15 protein-coding genes and 2 pseudogenes are annotated in these 16,971 nt (G+C 58.9%); 7 read left to right on the top strand and 10 right to left on the bottom strand.

The features are described 5' to 3' along the window. Window positions 1–64 precede the first annotated feature (64 nt). The 5 genes from NKG95_RS12420 to NKG95_RS12400 all read right to left on the bottom strand — a co-directional run bounded on the left by NKG95_RS12420 (window position 65) and on the right by NKG95_RS12400 (window position 6,254). Window positions 65–985 (bottom strand): LysR family transcriptional regulator, encoded by a 921-nt coding sequence (locus NKG95_RS12420; protein ID WP_353040816.1) that lies wholly within the window; start codon window positions 983–985, stop codon window positions 65–67. Window positions 986–1,444: 459 nt separating this feature from the next. After that, on the bottom strand, window positions 1,445–2,881 hold the full coding sequence (locus NKG95_RS12415; RefSeq protein WP_353040814.1) for an aminotransferase: 1,437 nt from the start codon (window positions 2,879–2,881) through the stop codon (window positions 1,445–1,447). A 91-nt stretch (window positions 2,882–2,972) separates the two neighbouring features. Then, entirely contained in the window at window positions 2,973–4,055 is a 1,083-nt protein-coding gene (locus tag NKG95_RS12410) for an ABC transporter ATP-binding protein (protein WP_352882113.1), read from the bottom strand. A gap of 13 nt (window positions 4,056–4,068) precedes the next feature. After that, window positions 4,069–4,893, bottom strand: coding sequence for an ABC transporter permease (locus NKG95_RS12405; RefSeq protein ID WP_353040812.1), 825 nt, complete (start codon window positions 4,891–4,893; stop codon window positions 4,069–4,071). Window positions 4,894–4,901: 8 nt separating this feature from the next. Beyond that, the gene (locus NKG95_RS12400) at window positions 4,902–6,254 is read right to left on the bottom strand and encodes an ABC transporter permease (protein WP_353040811.1); all 1,353 of its coding nucleotides are present in this window, start codon (window positions 6,252–6,254) and stop codon (window positions 4,902–4,904) included. Between NKG95_RS12400 and NKG95_RS12395 the strand changes: the two genes are divergently transcribed. After that, the gene (locus tag NKG95_RS12395; RefSeq protein ID WP_353040809.1) at window positions 6,244–6,372 is read left to right on the top strand and encodes a hypothetical protein; all 129 of its coding nucleotides are present in this window, start codon (window positions 6,244–6,246) and stop codon (window positions 6,370–6,372) included. The two genes, NKG95_RS12400 and NKG95_RS12395, sit on opposite strands and share 11 nt — an antisense overlap. Window positions 6,373–6,439: 67 nt before the next feature. Here NKG95_RS12395 and NKG95_RS12390 read toward each other — a convergent pair whose 3' ends face one another. The 3 genes from NKG95_RS12390 to NKG95_RS12380 form a co-directional block, all read right to left on the bottom strand. After that, a complete protein-coding gene (locus NKG95_RS12390; RefSeq protein WP_353040807.1) occupies window positions 6,440–7,690 on the bottom strand; it encodes an ABC transporter substrate-binding protein in 1,251 nt (416 codons plus the stop codon). Between the two features lie 140 nt (window positions 7,691–7,830). Beyond that, entirely contained in the window at window positions 7,831–8,691 is an 861-nt protein-coding gene (locus tag NKG95_RS12385) for a class I SAM-dependent methyltransferase (RefSeq protein ID WP_353040805.1), read from the bottom strand. Between the two features lie 37 nt (window positions 8,692–8,728). After that, on the bottom strand, window positions 8,729–9,385 hold the full coding sequence (locus tag NKG95_RS12380) for a TetR/AcrR family transcriptional regulator (RefSeq protein ID WP_502913946.1): 657 nt from the start codon (window positions 9,383–9,385) through the stop codon (window positions 8,729–8,731). Window positions 9,386–9,659: 274 nt separating this feature from the next. Here NKG95_RS12380 and NKG95_RS12375 point away from each other — a divergent pair, with 274 nt between their 5' ends. From NKG95_RS12375 to NKG95_RS12355, 5 genes and pseudogenes are all read left to right on the top strand, one after another. Continuing rightward, window positions 9,660–10,553, top strand: coding sequence for an NAD(P)/FAD-dependent oxidoreductase (locus NKG95_RS12375; RefSeq protein ID WP_353040803.1), 894 nt, complete (start codon window positions 9,660–9,662; stop codon window positions 10,551–10,553). 55 nt (window positions 10,554–10,608) lie between these two features. After that, a pseudogene (locus NKG95_RS12370) lies at window positions 10,609–10,987 on the top strand (antibiotic biosynthesis monooxygenase family protein). An 84-nt stretch (window positions 10,988–11,071) separates the two neighbouring features. Next, entirely contained in the window at window positions 11,072–11,545 is a 474-nt protein-coding gene (locus tag NKG95_RS12365; RefSeq protein ID WP_353040802.1) for a methyltransferase family protein, read from the top strand. 68 nt (window positions 11,546–11,613) lie between these two features. After that, on the top strand, window positions 11,614–12,225 hold the full coding sequence (locus NKG95_RS12360) for a glutathione S-transferase (protein ID WP_353040800.1): 612 nt from the start codon (window positions 11,614–11,616) through the stop codon (window positions 12,223–12,225). After that, a pseudogene (locus NKG95_RS12355) lies at window positions 12,222–12,499 on the top strand (uracil-DNA glycosylase family protein); the annotation flags it as partial. The gene NKG95_RS12360 and the pseudogene NKG95_RS12355, both read left to right, overlap by 4 nt. 901 nt (window positions 12,500–13,400) lie before the next feature. On the opposite strand, the gene NKG95_RS12350 reads toward NKG95_RS12355, so the two are convergent. Continuing rightward, on the bottom strand, window positions 13,401–14,390 hold the full coding sequence (locus NKG95_RS12350; RefSeq protein ID WP_353040798.1) for a quinone oxidoreductase family protein: 990 nt from the start codon (window positions 14,388–14,390) through the stop codon (window positions 13,401–13,403). Between the two features lie 399 nt (window positions 14,391–14,789). Here NKG95_RS12350 and NKG95_RS12345 point away from each other — a divergent pair, with 399 nt between their 5' ends. After that, on the top strand, window positions 14,790–15,794 hold the full coding sequence (locus NKG95_RS12345; RefSeq protein WP_353040796.1) for a 2Fe-2S iron-sulfur cluster-binding protein: 1,005 nt from the start codon (window positions 14,790–14,792) through the stop codon (window positions 15,792–15,794). A gap of 95 nt (window positions 15,795–15,889) precedes the next feature. On the opposite strand, the gene NKG95_RS12340 is transcribed toward NKG95_RS12345, so the two are convergent. Beyond that, complete coding sequence (locus NKG95_RS12340) at window positions 15,890–16,786, bottom strand: alcohol dehydrogenase catalytic domain-containing protein (protein WP_353040794.1); 897 nt, start codon at window positions 16,784–16,786, stop codon at window positions 15,890–15,892. Window positions 16,787–16,971: the final 185 nt, after the last annotated feature.

The raw sequence follows: 16,971 nt of genomic DNA, 5'->3' as shown, positions 1-16,971 counted from the left end.
GAACAGCGCACTCACTATACGCAACGGACGAACTTTGTTTCGCCCTTATGAGGACAGGCCGACCCTATTTCGTCTGCTTGCCGTGAACCCTTTCAAGCACTCGGACCAACTGCTCAATCGGCTTCAAACCAGCGTTTTTGGACCTCACGGCAGCGACTACGTCATTCTCCGAACCCACCTCGCCAATTTGCTTCAACTTCCCCGAAACGACGTATGAAGCAGCGATGTAATCCGGTACATATCCCACGTTGCGCCCGGACAGGATCAGTGCAAGCTGAGCCTGCGCTCCCAATCCGATGTCTTCGGTGTCTCCCGCCTTCAGCGTGCCAGCGAAATTCTCCGGCTCAAGGTGACCTCGACTAGAATAATGATATTCACGAATTTTCTGCTGCGCCAGAGGGCTATTGTCGGAGTACAACTCGTGACCTTCGGCACAGTATAAACGCAGGGTCTCTTTGAAAAGGGGAATTGATTGGATTCCCCGAAGCCGAGTTCTGTCTACCGCGACGGTTATGCCGATCTGTGCGGTGCCGTCGGCAACTTTGCTCAAGACCTGGAAACCGGCCATTATCTCGATTTTGAGCTTTATCCGGCGTCCGTATGAGTTTACGTATTCCTTCAAGGCCTCCGGAATTCGCGATGCCGGATTGACGATAACGTCATCCTCCAGCGCCAGGACTAACTCGCCTGAAAGTCCGTCCCCCACACTCGCCAAGTCGAACTTGAAATCGTCCACAGCCAAAAAGAGGCGTTTTGCTGCGGCATAGACATCCTTGCCTTCCGGCAGGACTCGAAAGCCGCCTGGCCCACGATCGCATAACCGGATGCCCAATCTGATCTCAAGTGACTTGAGATTTTCGCTCAATACCGACTGGGAGATATTGAGTTGCCCTTGAGCCGCGGCAAAGCTGCCCTGTTCAACAATTACGACAAAGACCCGAAGGAGCTTGAGATCAAGGTCGCTCAATTGCTTCAGCTTCGACATGCGGGTGCTCCTTGTCGTCCTTGTCGCCGAAATTAGTGGAAGTCGGAGCAAATGGCTATTGAGACCTAGCCGATCGAGATGAGCGAAGCTCTTTCCGAAATCGATATGCGACATTCCCAATATCGTTTCTCATAGAGACGAAATGGCTTCCTGCGCAACAGGAAGGACCGCCGACTATGGGCTGCACAGGGGCGCAACGGGCCGCTTACGTCGAGTTCCTCGCAGCGGCTTGCGCGTGACGGATGGACGGCATGGATGGGCGCCAAGCTAAAATCGCGCAGCCTAACGATTTCTGCCCGGCCTCCCGCAGTCACCGATTCAAGGATCGCTGTCGCCCTTTCGGGATTCGGGCACTTCCGACACAGGCACATTACGGCTCCCAACAGCTCGACACGACCCGAGTGCCCCAAGTGAGCGTCTGAAGACAATCTGCATCTTACAATCTCGAACCCATCACTCTCACGTGATCCGACGGTCACCCGATGCAATGAGCTGATCTTGCGTAACAACAATCGCTTCCCGCATGAGCCGCGCAAACTCGTCGATTTGGCTGTGGCTAAGCACCAAGGGGGGCGAGATGATGTTCATGCTTCCCAGGGGTCTGACGATGAGGCCAAGTTGTCCGGCATTCCTGGCGATGAGATCGCCTACTCCAACAGAAGGACTGAACGGCTCCTTTGTAGACCGATCTTGCACGCTCTCGACGCAGATCATGAAATGGCTGCCTCTGATATCACCAACCAAGGGCAGGTCTGCGAGCTCGCGCATCTTCTTTTCAAAGTATAAGCCCTCGCTGCGTACGTGAGTGCAAATGTCTTCCCTTTCCATTAAAGCGATATTCGCAAGGGCGGCCGCGCACGCGGCCGGATGGCCGGTGTAGGTGTAGCCGTTCACGAAAGGCGCCTGAGGCTCCGCTTCGACCAGCACCTTGTGGATGCTGTCCGAAAAAACGAACCCGCCAAGGGGCTGGTACCCGGACGTGATGCCCTTGGCAAATGTGATGATATCGGGCTCAATACCGAACATGTCTTTCGATGCGAAGAAATGCCCGAGCCGGCCGAAGGCGGTGATCACCTCGTCGGCAACGTAGAGGATGTCGTATTCCTTGCAGAGCTGCCAAGTTCTGAAATTGTAGCCATCCGGAGGTACGATCACACCTCCCGATCCCAGGATCAGCTCGGCAAACAATGCGGCGACATTCTCGGGGCCTAATTCCAAAATCGTCGCACGCAACTCGTCGACGAGGAAATCGCAAAACTCCGACTCGCTCATTCCGTCGGGACGGCGATATGGATAGGGGCATGAGACCTGCCGGATGATGTCAGTTACGTATCGCAGGTGCGGACTGCGCTCGCGCGGGTTGCCCCCCATCGATGCCGTCATGATGGTGCTGCCGTGGTAGGCTCGCAGGCGCGTGATTATGAATCGCTTATCGGGTTTCCCACGAACGCTCTGATAGAACTGGACCAGCCTGACGGCAGAGTCGTTTGCGGTCGAGCCACCACAGGTGAAGAAAACGTGATTGAGCTCGCCCGGTGCCAGGGATGCTATCTTTTCCGCAAGGCGCACTGCCGGCACATTCGCCAACCCATCGGTGGGATTGTAATAAGGTAGGCGTCGCATCTGCTCGGCCACCGCATCGCAGATCTCATCGCGACCATACCCCATATTCACGCACCAGAGCCCGCCCATGCCGTCCAGATAGCGCCGGCCTGCGGCATCGAACACGTACGCGCCCTCCCCGCCGGTTACCACCAGGGATTCGGTTTGCGCGGCAGAGCGAAAGGACGGCCAAGCATGCGTATAATGATCCCGGTCTGCCCGCGAAACTTCGGCCGTTTCCTCGTCATTGAGCGCGAATCTGTTGTGCGAACGAACGACTGTATCAATCTGCATTTGACTATTCCGTGTATTGAATTTTGCGCACTTGTCTGCCGCGGGTGCGTCCCAGGCGGCAGGTCGGTCGCGCCAAATACCGAAGCAGGGCCTAGAGGGCCCTGCAGTCCTCAGGCTTCCACCCGAAACGCACACGATCGCCGATAGAAAGGTTGGCTGCCCGTCTGTGCGTCAGTTTGATCGAGAGATCGTCGATCCCGCCGAAACCTAGAATGACGCGCACGTGATCTCCGAGATAGACGATCTCGCGCACCTTGCTTTCGTAGCTGTTCGCCAGATCATGCGCATCGGGACCCACGACGATCATTTCGGGCCGCACGGACAAAACGCGAGCCTCTCCTGCCTCAGCTTTGCGAGGCGAGTTTGCCAGCACGATTGCGCCGTCCTTCAGGACAAGCTGGCACTGGTCTCCGCTCACCTGCTTTACGATAGCCTCAACTCGGTTGTTCTCGCCGATGAACTGGGCGACGAAATCCGTTTCCGGGTTTTGATAGATTTCCGCTGGCGCCGCGATCTGCTGAATACGGCCTTCATTGAAGACGGCGATGCGGTCAGACATGACCAAAGCTTCGGTCTGATCGTGGGTTACATAGACCACCGTTACCCCGATACGGTCATGCAGATGCTTGATTTCAAGCTGCATATGGTCCCGCAGCTGTTTGTCCAGCGCGCCAAGTGGTTCGTCCATCAGCACGAGCTCGGGCTCGAACACAAGCGCTCGTGCCAAGGCAACCCGTTGCTGTTGGCCACCAGAAAGCTGACCCGGGCGCCGGTCCGCGAAAGAGCCGAGCTTCACCATGTCGAGCGCGGTTCGGATACGCGTCGTCTGCTCGGCTTTTCCCATGCCGCGCGCCTGCAACGGGAAAGCAAGGTTCTCCCCCACGGTCATATGGGGGAACAGCGAGTAGTTCTGAAACACCATACCCACGCCGCGTTTGTGCGGGGGAATGCCATTCATCGAACGCCCCTGGAGCCTTATTTCACCGCTCGTCGGCTCCTCGAACCCTGCCAGCATCATCAGCGTCGTGGTCTTGCCCGAACCGGAGGGGCCGAGAAGCGTCAGAAATTCGCCATTGGCAACGTTCAGGTTAAGCGATTTCACCACCATGGTGGTGCTGTCGTATGCCTTCTGCACATCGATAAATTGAAGGAAGGGATCGAATTGGCTGCTCATCTATCTGTCCTCGTTATGCGCTGCCAAGAAGCCGTTCGTTTCGCCTGCGGAGATATTCCGTCGCGAAGAGAAGGCCGAGCGTGATGATGAAAAGGATCGTGGAGGCTGCGATGACGACGGGGCTAAGCTGTTCGTTTACACCCGCCCAGAGCCTGCGTGGAACCGTATGCTGTTCCGGATAGGCCAGGAAAAGCGTAACGATGATCTCGTCCCACGAGACCACAAATGCAAAGACTGCGCCTGATGCTACTCCCGGCGCGATCAGCGGCAAGACGACTTTGCGGAAGACCGAAAGCGGTGTCGCGCCAAGGCTGACCCCGGCCCTGTAAAGATTGTTGTCAAAGCCGCTCAGCGCGGCTGTGACCGTGATGACGACATAGGGTACCCCGAGCAGCGCGTGGGCGATGATGAGGCCGGTGTAGGTTCCGACCAGGGACAATCGCGCAAAAAAGTAGACAGAGCCGGTAGCGAACACGACCACTGGAACAACCAGGGGAGACAGCAGCAAGCCCTGAACCAGGCCGCGGAAAGGCACATCCTCGCGATTGAGGCCGAAGCTCGCCATGGTGCCCAACACCGTGGCCACGACACACGCGCACAAGCCGATAAATAGGCTGTTGGCGAACGCCACATGCCATGCGACGCCGTTGGCACTGTTGCCAAATATTTCGGCATACCACCTCAGTGAATAGCCGGGCATTGGGTAGGTGAAATAAGGCTCGAGATTGAACGAGAGCGGGATCGCGACCAACAACGGAACGATCAGGAACAACAACACCAGCAGACTGACGGCGGCCACTGCCAGATTGGATGCCTTTTCCAGGGAGGTATTGGTCATTTCGTTCCTCAACGCGTGAAGGCCGTTGACGAAAACCGTCTAAGAACAAAGAGCGTGACGATGACGATTACGACCAGAATGATGCTCAATGCCGCGGCCATACCCCAGTTCAATTCTCGGCTGATGGCGGCAGCAATGAAATAGCTGAGCATTTGGTCGCGCGGTCCACCAACAAGCGCCGGCGTCACATAGAAGCCAAGCCCCATTATGAAAACGAGGAGAGCGCCTGCCGCCACTCCGGGGAAAACCAGGGGGAGATAGATTTTGAAAAAGACGCGCAGTGGTGAGGCGCCTAGGGATGCTGCGGCACGGGTATAGGACTTAGGAACCGACTTCATAACGCTATAGAGCGGCAGGACCATGAATGGCAGACAGATGTGGACCATCGCCACGTACACGCCGAACCGGTTGTGGATCAACGGAAGACGCGTAGCCGAAAGGCCAAGTTTCACGATGATGTCATTGAGAAGACCCTCGCCCTGGAGTAGGACGACCCACGCCGTGGTTCGAACCAGAATCGACGTCCACAGCGGCACCAGGACCAGAAACATGAATAGGTTGGCTCGGCTCGGAGGCTGAGTGCTGATAAACCGTGCGACGGGAAAGCCAAGCGCAATCGAAATCAGCGTGACGATGGCACTGACAAAGAACGTCCTTCCAATCAGAGTGAGGTAGATCTGGCGGTCTGGAGATGCCCATTCGATGGAGCCGTCGTCAGCCGTGCGCAAATCCAACGCCGCCAGAACATAGAGGGGAGTAACCGCCCACGTGCCACGCTTAAGGGCAGCCCAATAACGCGTCTCCTCCCAGCGGGGGTCAATGGCTATGAGTTGCTGCTTCGGCGTTCCAAGGCTTGCGCCTGCTTGCGAACTGTCTTCCGCGGTAGCGTTGCCGAAGATGGAAAACCCGTCGGGTACGCTCTCCTCTTGTGCTGGCTTGGACGTCGCATCTGCCGCTTGGCGCAACCCGGACGCCGTGGACAATATCAGCGAGCGGAAGCCGATGACATCGAAGTTCAGGCGTGCAGCAGCGATCGTAACTGCTTCCGGCCTCGAGCTGTCACGCAGGTCTTGGGCCAGCGCTTCAAATACCTGTTCAGACGGGGTCCCAATGCCGTCCCAACCTTGGATGGCTTGCGACGTCAATGGGAAGCCCGTCCTCACCTCGTCATTGTGAAAAGCCAACGTCATGAAGGACAGGATCGGGAACATGAAAAAGACGAGAACGAAGGCCAATAACGGGCCGAACAGCGCAAGAGACACTAACCTGCGCTTTCGGCCCGACTTTTTCACCGCGCGATGAAGCTGTGCGGGCTGCAAAACCTGCTCGGCCTCCGCGGGATGAAATGAGGTGACTGACATCGGATCAATCCTCGGCTTTCGCGGCTCAATGATTGCTTCTCGGCGCAACACCATGTGGCGCTACGGCGCCGATAAGCTGCTGGAAGCGTCGCCGACAACCGGCGAGACACCCGAGTGAGGCGGCAATCTCGTGTCAAATCAAAAAGGGCCACGCCCGTTCAGAGGACAGTGGCCCTGGAAGATGGCTATTTCTGGAGCCAATTGGTCAGCCGAACAGTAAGGTCTTCCTGGTTGTCGGCATAGAACTCGGAGTTGAACGCGAAGGCGTTTTTGCTGTTTTTCGGGCTGGTCGGCAAGCTGTCGACATACTCATTGCCGACAAGGGGGATGGCAGCCTTTAGAACAGGCCCGAATGGCGCAACTTCGCTCAGCTTGGCGGCGTTCTTCGGTTCCGTGATGAACTTGAGGAACTTCGAGGCGTTCGCAGCGTCCGGAGACCCCTTGGGCATGATGAACCAGTCGTAGTCAAGCCCCGGAAAGTCCCAGACTATCTGCAGGTTCTTGCCTTCTTTCTGAGCCGCGACGATCCGGTTGCCCCAGACAGTCGACATTGTCACCTCGCCATCGGCCAGAAGCTGTGGCGGTTGCGAGCCCGATTCCCACCAGACGACCTGGTCCTTGATTGTATCCAGCTTTTTAAACGCGCGATCGATCCCTTCACGCGTGCGCATGACTTTGTAAAGATCTTTGAGGGTGACCCCGTCCGCCAGGAGCGCTAGCTCCATTGCATAGACCGGGTCGCGACGGATCCCGCGCTTACCGGGATATTTCTTGAGATCGAAGAAGTCCTTGATTGACGTCGGGGGATTATCCTTCAGCTTATCTGCATTGTAGGCGATATTGGTCGAAAACGTTGCATAGGCCAGACCGCAGGGCTGGAATGCCCCGGGGAGATAGTCCTTGGCGGTTCCGACTAATGCGGGATCGAATTTTTCAAGAATGCCCTGTTCGCAGCCGCGCTTGACGAGCGCCGTCTCTGCCCTGACGAGAGACCATTTGTAGGATTTCGTCTGCACCTGGCTAAGGATCGTCGACAGGTCTCCCTGCCAAACGTCGTCGACGACCTTGATGCCGGAGTCCTTGGTGAACGGCTCGAAGAACGCTGCTCTGTCAGCGGCTTGAGATGCGCCGCCCCATTCCGCAACCGTGATGCTGTCAGCGGCGGCGGCCTGAAACGCCTGACCGGCCAGCGCGATCGCAGCAACGAAACCCAATTTCAACTTGTACGACATTTTATGTTCCCATTGGTTGTTGTTGTTGGGAAAACAATCTGCGCAAGTTCGGGCACATTCAATCGGATTTGGGCGAACCTTGGTTCGGATGTCGTCGGGCGGAACCAAGCTGTCAGCATCCCAGCGCGAGCCTCCGCCATAGATCAAGGCAAGCGCCAAAAGACGAGGCGCCTGCGCCGCATGCTTGCTCTTGCGGCCGGACACCGAAGACCTTCCGCGTCAAAATCCGCCCGTAATGAAATCGCTGCTCCCATCGCAAACCTCCCGTTTGCTATAGAGGTTCCGATCCATCGTCATTTGGGAAGCTCAAGTGTCTCACTCAGCAAAGGGCGTATTAATCCCTGTCAACTTGCCGGATTGCGCGCGGTGACGATCCACGCCGCGCCGTTGATCATCACCGACCGCTCACCGGGGCAGCCCGCAAAGACGGCGCGAACCGCAGCCGAGGCGCGGGCGCGGATATCGTCTGGCTGATCAGCGAGAGAGCGCGCCAGCGGGCCGACCTCGAGTGTCATCTTCACCGCGTCGTCGAGCGCCGCGTCCCGCGTCTCCCCCTTACCGAACGGGATGGAGGCATCGAAGGGCGCGATAGCGACATCGGTGAAGCCAGCCACCGTTAGAATACGCGCCACCCGCCCCTGGTCGCCAAACGAGAACGGGCCGGCTTCGGGACCGGGCGGCGTCATCGGCGGGAGGATGCCCTTCATCGCGCCCATCGGCAAGCGCACCCAATCGTTCTCGGCCATGCCGCGCCAGCAGACGAAAGCGACCCGCGCGCCCGGCTTGAGCGCACGCCGCATATGAGCGAACGCCGCCGTAGGATCGTCAAAGAACATCACCCCGAAGCGCGAAAACAGGATGTCGAACGCGCCCTGGGGCAACTCGGTGCTGCTGGCGTCGGCCACCTGGAACAGGGCCGGCGTATCCTGCGGCGCTAGCGCGCGCGCTCTGCCGATCAGCGGTTCGGATATGTCCACGCCTAGCACATGGCCCCCCACGCCGACGCGGGCGGCCAGATCCAGACTAGACGCCCCCGCGCCGCAGCCGACGTCCAGCACGCGTTCGCCCGTGGCGGGCGCGGCGGCTTCGATCGCGGCCTGGCCGAACACCGCCATCATGGCATCGAGCCGGGCCTGGTAAGCGACCCAGCGTTCCCCGCTTTGGCCATTCCAGCCGGCTACCTGATAAACATCTTTCTCTGTCATGCCATTGTCCTTGTTCTGATCCGTAATTCTTTACCGGCTATCCGCCCGCGTGGTTGTTGCCATCGTGCGCGGCGATGAACATGGCGACCGCCGACCGGCAATAGGATTCGATTTCGTTATCGTCCTCTGCTCTCGCCTCATCGAAGCGTGCGATCATCAGGAGATCGGATCCTTTGAAAAGCGCGGCAAACAAGCGGGCGGACCGGAGAGGATCGGGCACGTTCAGAACCGCCTTCGCGTGCAACTGACGCAACAAGGCCTCGATCTGGGCGATGACATAGGCGGGGCCGGCTTCGTAATGGAGCTTGCTTAACGACTTTGGATTCGTCTTGTCGGCCATTACCATGGCTTCGACACTGCGGACGTCTGATCTCAACAGCGTGCGAAGCAGGGATGATCCCACCGCCATGAGCTGATCTTCGATCGAACCGTCGACGCCTTCAAGAAGAGCCTGTGGTGCAAACTGATGGCAGTGGGCCGCGAGGGCCGCGCTGAACAGCGCCTCCTTGTTCTCGAAGTGCCGATAGATGCTGAGCTTGGATATCTTCGCCCGCTGGGCGACCTTGTCCAAGGTCGTCGCTTGAAAACCCAATTCCACAAAGAGTTCGCCCGCGGCGTCGACTATCGTTTGGCCAAGCGCCTCGTTGGCGGGCCGGCCGCGCCTGCCCTGGCTGGTTTTTTCGGTCACAACAATTGCAGTCCTTGACAGTATCCTTATTCCTGAATTACGATACCATTCAGTGTCGGAAATATGCAAGCCAGAGATTGGATTTTTACCCTGTCCTCCAAACCGAAGCCGCCCGGCGATATCGAATGCGGCATCGTCCGGCCGTTCAACACAGTGATGGGCGACTGTCCGGGCGATGCCGGTGCCCTGCTCTCTGCCCGTCTCGAGCGCGTATCGCTGGACGCTATTTCGCGCCAGGCCCAACCCAAACCCCTCCATCCACAACACGGAGCCCATCACCATGGATGACGTCATCATCATCGGCGGCAGCTTTGCCGGTCTCGCCGCCGCCCTGCAGCTCGGCCGTGCCCGCCGCAAGGTCACCGTTCTCGATACCGGCCTGCCGCGCAATCGCTTCGCCGGCCACTCACATGGTCTGCTTGGCCACGATCACAAGCCACCGCTGGACATCCTGGCCGAGGCGCGGCAGCAACTGGCGCGTTATCCCACGGTCAAGCTGGTCAATTCGCGGGCCGACAGCATCTCCGGCGCCATCGACGATTTCTCCGTCCTCACGGGCGATGGCGAAAGCCTAGGCGCGCGTCGCCTGATCCTGAGCTATGGCGTTGTCGACCAGATGCCTGATGTTCCGGGCTTTGCCGAAAGCTGGGGCACATCCATCGTGCCCTGCCCCTATTGCGATGGCTTTGAGGTCGCTGGCCAGCATTGGGGTCTCGTCTGGTCCGGCCCACAGTCGATGAATCAGGTCAGGCTGTTCCACGATTGGACCGACAGGTTGACGGTCTTGCCCGATGGTCACGACATTGCACCCGATATCCGGGCCGATCTGGCGCGCCGCAACATACCTGTCGTTGATGGCCGGATCACCGTGATCGCCCAACACGGGGCCCATAACGCCACCGTCAAGCTCGATACAGGCCCCAATGTCGCGGTCGACATCCTGTTCGCGCATCCGCGCATCAAGCCATCCGCAAGCCTGCATGAATCATTGGGCCTCGCCACAGTCGATACTCCTCTCGGCATCGTCCTCAAGGTCGACGAGCGTCGCGAAACCAGCATGCCCGGCATCTATGCCGCCGGCGATCTCGCCACCCCCGGAATGCCCTCGGTCACCACGGCATCATGGCAGGGCGCAACGGCCGGCATCTCCGCTCAGCAGTCGATGCTGGCTTGAGAGCAAGCAGCATCGATCACGCCAGTTTCGATTTCACATAGACAGGAGCGCCACCGTGACTGCCGTAAAACCATTTAAACCTCTAGACGAGAAATTTCCGTTTGAGCGCCAACTCGGCATCGCGGCCGCGCCAGTCGTGCTCATCAACCTCTTCATGGTCGATCCCGCCGACGAAGCGGGCTTCCTGGACGCTTTCAAGGCGGCTGGCGAGATCATAACGAAGAAACCGGGCTTCATTTCCCTGCAACTGCACCGAGCGATCGGCGATAGCCCGACTTACCTGAACTATGTGGTGTGGGAATCCACCGAGACGGTCCACGCCGCCTTCACTGATCCCGAGTTCCTCGCGAAACTTCCGGCATATCCGTACATCGGTCGTAGCCAGCCCCCACCTGTTCCAAAAGGTCGCCGTCCCCGGCTTTTGCACGGCCTGACTCCGGAAATATCGCACGGCGCGCTGGCGGGTATCTCTGCCCAACAGTCGATGCTGGTTTGAGAGCACGGACTGGAGGATGAGCATGGCCGACGAACCCGACAGCGCGGGTGTGCGCTTCCCTCCGCCCTTCCTCTATCTGGGAGCGCTGCTGTTGGGGCTGGCGGCGGAGCGGTTCGTCACCCTGCGCTCTTTCGGCATCGACTGGTGGTTGCTGGTCGCGACGGGCGCGCTGCTGTTCATTGCCGGCGCGGCGATGATGCTTGCGGCGGCGGGGCTGTTCCGGCGGCTGGGCACCAACGTTCCCCCGTCGCAGCCAACGACGCTCATCGCAACGACCGGTCCCTATCGGTGGACCCGCAATCCCATGTATCTCGGAATGGCGCTTATCTATGCCGGCCTTGCGATCGGCTTCGACGGTCCGATCGCCTTCGCCTTGCTCCCGTTGGTGCTGGTCGCGATCCAGACGCAGGTGATCGCCCGCGAGGAGCGCTATCTCGAAGCGAAGTTCGGCGACGACTACCGCCGCTACAAGGCCGAGGTTCGCCGATGGCTCTGACCATTCCGCCGCTGCCGCCTGCGGGGGCCCGAAACCAGCATTGGCTGGGAAGAAAAAGGAAGAATCGAATGAAACTCTACGACAGCGACCGGGCGCCCAATCCGCGGCGGGTTCGCGTTTTCCTTGCTGAGAAGGGGATCGCGGTTCCTTTGGTGTCGGTCGACATGGGCGCGCTTGAGCAAAAGAGCCAGACGGTCAGCTCACGCAATCCGTTGCAACGCCTGCCAGTGCTGGAGCTTGACGACGGCACCATCATCACCGAATCCGTCGCCATCTGCCGCTATTTCGAGGGGTTGCACCCCGAGCCCGCCCTGTTCGGGCGTGGCGCGCTCGGCAAGGCGCAGGTCGAGATGTGGCAGAGGCGGATGGAGTTCAACCTGCTCAGTTCCGTCGTGCAGGCCTTTCGCCATATCCATCCGGCCATGAAGGAATTGGAAATTCCGCAGATCCCCGAATGGGGCGAGGCCAACAAACCGAAGGCGGTCGCATTCCTGAAAATCCTCGACGACGAGCTGGCGTGCCGGGAATTCGTCGCCGGCGACAGCTATTCGATTGCCGATATCACCGGTCTGATCGCGGTCGATTTCATGCAGCCGGCGCGCATCAAGGTGCCGGATGAATATAACAATGTGTTGCGCTGGCATCAGGCGGTCTCCAGCCGGCCGAGTGCCGCCGCTTGAGCGTGGAACTGGACGGTTTTGCAGCGACGGTTCGGGCCTGCCGCATCTGCGTCGAAAATCCCGTCGGCAAACCGCTGCCGCATGAGCCGCGGCCAGTGCTGCGGCCATCATCCAGCCCCCCATCCTGATCGCCAGCCAGGCGCCGGGATCCAAGGTGCACCTGTCGGGCATGCCTTTCACCGATGCCTCGGGCGACCGCCTGCGCAGCCGGCTTGAGGTGACCGGCGACGAATTCTACGACATTGAGAAATTCGTCATCGTGCCGATGGGCTTCAGGCAGTCTCGGATTTGGCGAAAATCGCGACCGACGTGGACATCGTTGTCAACAACGCCGGCACCCTGGTGCCGGAGCCCCTGTTGACCGTTGGCTTCGACGGTGTCGCCGAGATGTTCGACGTCAACGTCTATGGCCGGCTTCGCTTCGCGTCGCGAAGGCGTTCGCACCGATCCTGCCGACGCCTACTCCGCTGCAGGGGTCGCGGGGGGCAGCGGCAAGTCCCAGGACGAGGCCAAGCGACGCAAGGGCGACAACTTTCGATCGAAACATGGGTGCACTCCAATTTTGTGAATGGACCCTCAATTGCTCTGGACGCGCTGATCAGTCATCGCATCAATTCCTACGACGCTGGCCGATATTAGGCGCGAAGCTGCCGTTCGCGTCCCGAAAAACCTTCGTCGGTTTCGGTCAGACTTTCGCGTTCCATACCGTTCTTGCAGCACCAAGACAGCTCCGTCACGCCAACATCGCAGAAAATACCGCAAGTCTTTTGAGTGGGAGGAAAGGCGGTAGCGCTCTCCCGCCCCGACGGGGAGAGAGTGTTTCCCATTTTCAGGTCGCAGCCGCAGATTACCGTCTGAGCCGAACGCAGGCCTTCACTGTACCAAGAGAGCCTTGCAGACAGGCGAAGCCGTGAGGCGATACTCGCCCACGCCTCGACCAGTCACAGCACAGCGGATTTGAGCGAGCGCTCGACCGCGTCGCCGAGCTCATCGTGGCGCGAGGCGACCATGGCGAGGCATGGCTCCCGCCATACGACCATTTGGAGCGCGCCCTGCAGGATCATCGAGCAAAGGAGGAACGCCTCGCCGCAGTGCGCCAGCGTGTCATACGATCCCAGGATCGAACGGCAACACGATCTTCCAGGCCGAAGTCAGCGACCGTCCGTGATACGTACTTAGGGGATTTGGGGAATAATAACAGCAGGACCGGATAGCTCGCGCGCTTCGACGGCCCGATGCAGGTCTTGAACCTGGGTCCACTCGAACCGGGAGTAGGAATTGGTATCGAACATTCCGTCCGACATGGCCTTAAATAGGTTGGCGGCGTTCTCCCGAAATTGTGCAGCTGCCGCGTTGTGCGGAAAAATGGAAGGCCTGGTCAGGAAGAGACAGCCTTTGCGGTTCAAGAGTTCCGGATCGATCGCCGGAGCCGGTCCGGATGCCATGCCAAAGACAATGACAGTTCCGAAAGGGGTGGTCAGATCCAGCGAAGACAGGAATGTGTCTTTGCCTATTGAATCGAAAACTGCGTCGACCTTGGTACCTCCGGTCCATTCGAGAATTTCGTCCTCCCAGCCTTTTCTCGAATAGTTGACAGCGAACGCACATCCGTTGGCTTTCGCCAACGAACATTTCTCGTCCGATCCGACCGTCCCAATGACGGTTGCCCCAAGCTTACTTGCCCAACTCGCCAGTATGGAGCCGACACCGCCGGCAGCGGCGTGCAGGAGCACCAGATGCCCATTCCGCACGGGGAACGTTTTTTGTATCAGATACTGCGCCGTCAGACCTTTGAAGAAGTGGGCGGCGATCACCTCGTCCGAAAGGCCATCGGGAACGGCAACCAGCTTCTCGGCGTTGACGGTCCTGAATGTCGCGTAGGCTCCTGGGCCCGCGCCCATATATGCGACCCGATCGCCGATCTTGAACTCCTCTACTGAGGAATCCAGATCCTCAACCACTCCCACTGCCTCATGTCCCAGGCCAGTAGGCAAGAGAAGCGGCGCTATGCCTTTGCGTTGCGATATATCGATAAAATTGAAGCCTATGGCAGTCTGCCGAATGGTCACTTCTCCACGGCCGGGTGGCCCCAACTCCAAGTCAGCAAAGTGCATGACCTCCGGGGGGCCATGGTGCTCTATCTGAACAACTTGAGCGTTGGGCATTTGGAAATTCTCCTGTCGTCATCGACCGAGATGGGCATCCGGCCTTTTGCCGGGTCATCGCGGACGTATACGAATGTCGCGACCTCTTGCCGGCAGGCCATCATGATTGTGCGAACCAATATTTGGTTTCGGCACTGAAGGGCTGGGCCACGTCGCTCCTTGAAAGACCCGAGTACCGGCAGGCCGACAGCTTGATCAAGTTCGGGCAAACAGTCCTGTCACGTGTTGCGACCGCTCAGTCATCTGCTCCGGCGCAAGCCTGCATCGGTTAAAGCGAAACCTTGCTTCGCATTGTTCAAATTGCGTTCAGTCGCGACGTCGGCTCTTGCTCGGCAGGGGCGCAGAGTTTGTTGCGCGTCCCTGCGAATTGAATCTGCCTGCCAATATTGGATCGTGGAGATGTCCTACAAACTGATCGTGCAGCAATTTGCCGACGAGATCGCCGTACTAGACGGCGAAACAATTCTCGAAGCGGCGATGCGCACCGGGCACGACTATCCTTCGGACTGCAGAAACGGAGTTTGCGGCGAGTGCAAATGCGCTCTCATCTCGGGTTCCGTGGACATGAAGCAGTATCTGGATGTCGCCCTCGACGAGGACGAGAAGCAACAGGGTTATATTCTCGGCTGCCGCTCGATGCTGCGAAGCGATTGCGAAATTGCCCTGCTTGAGCGGGAAGAAGCGCCTGCTGCGGCCTTACGTTCGGTGCAGGCAACGGTGCGATCCGTCGAGCGGGTCACCCATGACATTGCTTTAGTGCAAATGGTTACGAAGGACGGCCGGCCCTTCGACTTTGCTCCGGGCCAGTATGCCAATGTGCAATTCTCCCAGCATCCGCCGCGAAGTTATTCCTTCGCCAACACGCCGACCTCAAACCTCTTGGAATTTCACATAAGGGCGGTTCCCGGCGGCAGAGTCAGCCCACACCTCTATGCCGACCTTAAGCGAGGCGACGAAGCCATCATCGCCGGCCCAAAAGGCATGGCATATCTGCGCAAACAGCATGTTGGGCCAATAGTATTCTGTGCTGGAGGTTCAGGGCTGGCACCTATTCTGTCGATGATCCGCTGGCTCAGCCGTGAGCAGGTTGCAAGAACCGCTTATGTCTTTTTCGGCGTTCGGTCAGAAAGAGATGTCTATTGCGAAGCAGAGATAACCCATCTTTGCAAGAATCTGGCGTGGGTTCCGCCACAGATCGTGCTGTCAAGCGCGAGCGGCGAAACAGCTAGCCGCAAAGGTTTTCTCGCGGACGCTATCAGGCAGGATTTGACCAGTTGTGAGGGGATGAAGGCCTATCTCTGCGGTCCACCCATCATGATCGAGACCTGCCGCAAGTCGCTATTGGACCTTGGTCTCGCCCGACAGGACTGCCACGCGGACGTCTTCTGGACGCCGGCGTCCTAGCCGCGTCCAGCAATGATGAAAGCGTTCGTTGTCGAGCATGATCCTTTCCGACAACCGCGTTCCCTGTCGAGATCATACTCCCGATTTGCCAGTTCTCACATGATCACAACAGTCGGACCGAGCTGCTGCTTGGGAATGATTTCGCTGGCGTCTTGCAATATGCTGCAAAACTCCACGACTTTGGCCGGCTTCGGCGCCAGCTTACCCTGTTCGGTCATATGAGCCAGGTGTTCCAAGGTTTCCATGGTGAAGATGTCTGGCTCGTCAAGGGCCGAGATGGCCGGCGCTGAGTTGCGGACAATGTCGCCTTTCGACGAGACGTAGATCCCATCTTCCTCAAGCAAGGCCGAGCAATCCCACCAGGCGCCCTCGGTGCGGAAGTCGGCTATCACGTTGGCCTTGAAGTGCCCCAGTTCAGCCAATGACCTTTCTACCTGTTTCGCACCGAGCGCCGCCAAGGCATTGTGAGCCCAATCCTCAGCTACGGCGTGTACGGTCGCCTGCCTCGCAACTGCGAGTTCGACAGCAGCGGGACCTGCTCCCTCATTTGCGCCGAGTACGAGAATTGTCTCTGCGGAATAGAGACGCGCCCAGGTGAGTACGCGTTCGCCCAGGCTGTAGTGCGACGATAGAAGTGGCAGGATGTTGATCGGCAGTTCGGCCGGCACCGCGCATGCATCGAGCGCAGAGGCGACCAGGTACTCCGCGCCCCCACCGTCGCGGTCGATTCCCAAGAGACCGCCACCTTCGCGGCGACCGAGACCGGGATCGATGATCACTATATCGCCAAGGCGCCAGGCGGGCACATCTTCGCCCACCGCCACAATCCTACCAGCTACTCCGCTGCCGACGATGCGCCCCTTGTCACCCCCGGTGAAATCGCCGCTTAGCTCTTGCCGGCTTAGCGAGAATGCCATCACCTTGACGAGCACCTCGCCAGCACGCGGTCGCGGAACGGTACAGTCTTCGCGCACCTCCAGCGCGTCCGTCATTCTTACAAGTGCCCTCATCGTGATCTCCCGGAGCTCAATAGTTCGTGACCTGACGCAAAGGAACACGCTGGCAGACCTAGAATAGGGCAGCACCCCTCCTTGTAGGGCCTTTTCGACTTTTCTGCGCGGGTTTGGAGCCGAAGTTTGGTTCTTGAAATGGCTATGGTCACGTTGGAGAAGCGGGG

The organism is Mesorhizobium sp. M1423 (assembly GCF_040317575.1).
Lineage (GTDB): Bacteria > Pseudomonadota > Alphaproteobacteria > Rhizobiales > Rhizobiaceae > Mesorhizobium.
The sequence above is the reverse complement of the archived record's forward strand: the minus strand, read 5'-3'. Positions and strand labels throughout refer to the sequence as shown.